Here is a 3134-nt window from a genome sequence, read left to right on the forward strand (position 1 = left end):
ACGGCAGCGACACCCTCTACGGCAGCGCCGCGGCCGACACGCTGGCCGGCTTCGACGGTGCGGACACCCTCAACGGCAACCCCGGCGACGACCTCGTCTACGGCAACCAGGGCGCCGACCGGGTGATCGGCGGCAGCGGCGCCGACTGGCTCTTCGGCGGCCAGGGCAACGACATGGTGCTGGGCGGACCGGGCAACGACCCGTTCATCACCGGCAATGTCGGCGACGACGTCGTCTTCGGCAATCTCGGCAACGACACGATCTACGGCGGCCAGGGCGCCGACACGCTGATCGGCGACGACGGTGACGGCAGCGGCAACGGCGGCAACGACCTGCTCTTCGGCGACCGCGGCGACGACGACCTCTACGGCGATTTCGGCGACGACACGCTGGTCGGCGGCACCGGCGCCGACCGGTTCTTCTTCTTCACGGGCGAGGGCGTCGACCGCATCATCGACTTCCAGCCGGGCGAGGGCGACCTCATCGGCATCGAGATCGACATCAACGGCACCGGCGTCGAAACCTTCGCCGACCTGCAGGCGCGCATCTCGGGCGATGGGCTGGGCGGCTCCCGGATCGACCTCGGCGACGGCAACGCCGTCATCGTCGAGCGCGTCGCTCCCGCCGCCCTGTCGCAGGAGATGTTCCAGTTCTTCTTCTGAGGCGACGACCGGGCGCGGGCGGCGCGGCCGCCGGCGCGTCCGGTCGGATGCCGCCTAGAGGCGGTCGAGCGGCAGCTTGAGGTAGCGGTGGCCGTCGTCCTCGGGCGGCGGCAGGTGGCCGCCGCGGATGTTTACCTGGATCGAGGGCAGGATCAGCTTCGGCATCGACAGGGTGGCGTCGCGCGCCGTCCGCATGGCGACGAACGCCGCCTCGGCGATCCCGTCATGGACATGGATGTTGCCCGCCCGCTCCGCCGCCACGGTCGTCTCCCAGGCATAGTGGTCCCGCCCCGGCGCCTTGTAGTCGTGGCAGAGGAAGAGCCGCGTTTCGCCGGGCAACGACAGCAGGCGGCGGATCGAGCGGTAGAGACGCGCCGCGTCGCCGCCGGGGAAGTCGGCCCGCGCGGTGCCGTAGTCGGGCATGAAGATGGTGTCGCCGGTGAAGACCGCGTCGCCGATCACATAGGCCATGTCGGCCGGGGTGTGTCCCGGCACATGCAGGGCGATGGCCGGGATGTCGCCCAGCGCGAAGGCCGACCCGTCGTCGAAGAGCATGTCGAACTGCGATCCGTCGCGGGCGAACTCGGATCCGAGGTTGTAGATCCGCCCGAAGGTCTCCTGGACGGTGACGATCGAGCGGCCGATCGCGAGCCGCCCGCCGAGGCGCGCCTGGAGATGCGGGGCGGCCGAGAGATGGTCGGCATGGGCGTGCGTCTCGAGCAGCCACTCGACCGAGAGGCCGGCCCGTTCGATGCGCTCGGCGACCGCGTCCGCCGACCGTGTCGCGGTGCGGCCGGCGGCGGCGTCGAAATCGAGCACGCTGTCGACGATGGCGGCACGGCCCGTCGCCGGATCGTGGACGAGATGGGTCGCGGTGAAGGTCGCCTCGTCGAAGAAAGTCTCGACCACGGGCCCCTTCGCCGCGCCGACGGCGGACCGCACCTGCGCGACGGCCGCATCCCGATGAGCATCGGTCATCCCCGGTCCCCTTACTTCAGACTTTCCTGAATCAATCGTCGCCGGCCCGCTCCGTCAACCGCCGGCCAGCGCAGTTCGATCCCGACCGCCCGCGCGAATTGTCCCACCGGTTCGTCGCGCCGGGCGGGATGCACCCGTGCTAGCCTTCCGCTCCGCGAATCGACCGCCGGGATGCCTGCCATGGCCACTGTCGTCGCCAACCAGCCCCTCGACCTCCTCGCCCCAGGCTTCTTTCCGGGAACCGACGGATCGACGCCCCTCGCGGCGGCCACCGGCGAGGAAGCGAGCTTTCGTGAGCCGGACGGCACCCTGGTCTATCTCGGCGGCAACTTCTCCGTTTCCGGCGGCGACGTCGTCGCCGGCACGATCACCTCGCTCGGCGAGGAATCGCCCGCGACCGGCGACCTCTACTCGGGCTCGGGATTCGATCTCGACTGGGCCGACTATCTCGGGTTCCGGGCGGCGGGGGATTCCTTCGGCTTCGTCTTCCGGCTGCTGCGCGGCGACGACCAGATCTTCGGCAGCGACGGCCCCGACCGCCTGGTCGGCTTCGACGGCGCCGACGAACTCGAGGGCGGGCGCGGCGACGACGACGTCAACGGCAATGTCGGCGCCGACACCGTGTCCGGCGGCAACGGTCGCGACTTCGTCCGCGGCGGCCGCGACGACGACCTCGTCCGCGGCGGCAACGGCGACGACTGGCACGTCAACGGCAACATCGGCAACGACACGGTCTATGGCGACGGCGGCAGCGACACCGTGTTCGGCGGCCAGAACGCCGACATGCTGTTCGGCGACTACGGCGACCGGTCCGGCTTCGGCGGCAACGACCGGCTCCACGGCAATCTCGGCCGCGATTCCCTCTATGGCGAAGACGGCAACGACACGCTGGAGGGCGGCGACGGTTTCGACGTCTTCTTCTTCCAGACCGCCGGCGGCGACGACCACATCCTCGACTTCGCGCTGACCGACGATCTCATCGCCATCGAGAGCGGGATCAACGGCAGCATCCTCGAGGAAGGGGCGCCCTTCTCGGTCATCCAGGGCCGGCTCGCCGCGGTCGGGACCGATACGATCCTCGACCTCGGCAACGGCGACACGGTGACGATCGTCGGCATCCAGCCCGCACAGCTGCAGGCGTCGCACTTCTTCTATTTCGACGCCTGAGCGGCGCCTAGGCCCGGCCGAGGCCCGCGTTCGACTCTTCGAAGAGGCGCTTCAGGCCCTCGGAACTGTAGGGTTCCTCGGCCAGCGATTCGGGGTCCCACTGGCTGCGGCCGGGCGCGAAGAAGTCACCGCCATAGACATGCAGCGCCCCGGTCAGCCGCGGAATCGGGTTGGTGACCGAATGGATCACGTCCCGGCCGAGCGGCGCGACGTCGCCGGTGCCGAGCGCCTCGGCGCCGGCGGCCTCGATGCCGCGCGCGCCGTCCCGGGTGCGGCGCCAGAAGATGTTGTCCTCGCGGCCGGTGTAGATGCCGATGACCGCCCACA

3 protein-coding genes and 1 pseudogene are annotated in these 3134 nt (G+C 70.4%); 2 read left to right on the top strand and 2 right to left on the bottom strand.

All coding sequences use genetic code 11. From position 1 onward, the window contains the following. A partial coding sequence (locus tag ACE3Q3_RS23655; RefSeq protein WP_374450207.1) for a calcium-binding protein occupies nucleotides 1–662 on the top strand: 662 nt, incomplete at its 5' end. Nucleotides 663–716: 54 nt separating this feature from the next. Here ACE3Q3_RS23655 and ACE3Q3_RS23660 read toward each other — a convergent pair. Continuing rightward, nucleotides 717–1640 carry an MBL fold metallo-hydrolase gene (locus tag ACE3Q3_RS23660; protein ID WP_374450209.1) on the bottom strand — a complete coding sequence of 308 codons (924 nt, stop codon included), beginning with the start codon at nucleotides 1638–1640 and terminating at the stop codon, nucleotides 717–719. Nucleotides 1641–1820: 180 nt separating this feature from the next. Here ACE3Q3_RS23660 and ACE3Q3_RS23665 point away from each other — a divergent pair, with 180 nt between their 5' ends. Further along, a complete protein-coding gene (locus tag ACE3Q3_RS23665; protein ID WP_374450211.1) occupies nucleotides 1821–2807 on the top strand; it encodes a calcium-binding protein in 987 nt (328 codons plus the stop codon). A 7-nt stretch (nucleotides 2808–2814) separates the two neighbouring features. Here the strand turns inward: ACE3Q3_RS23665 and ACE3Q3_RS23670 are convergent. Then, nucleotides 2815–3134, bottom strand: a pseudogene (locus ACE3Q3_RS23670) (hypothetical protein); the annotation flags it as partial.

The sequence above is a fragment of the Allostella sp. genome, assembly GCF_041913585.1.
GTDB lineage: Bacteria > Pseudomonadota > Alphaproteobacteria > ATCC43930 > Allostellaceae > Allostella.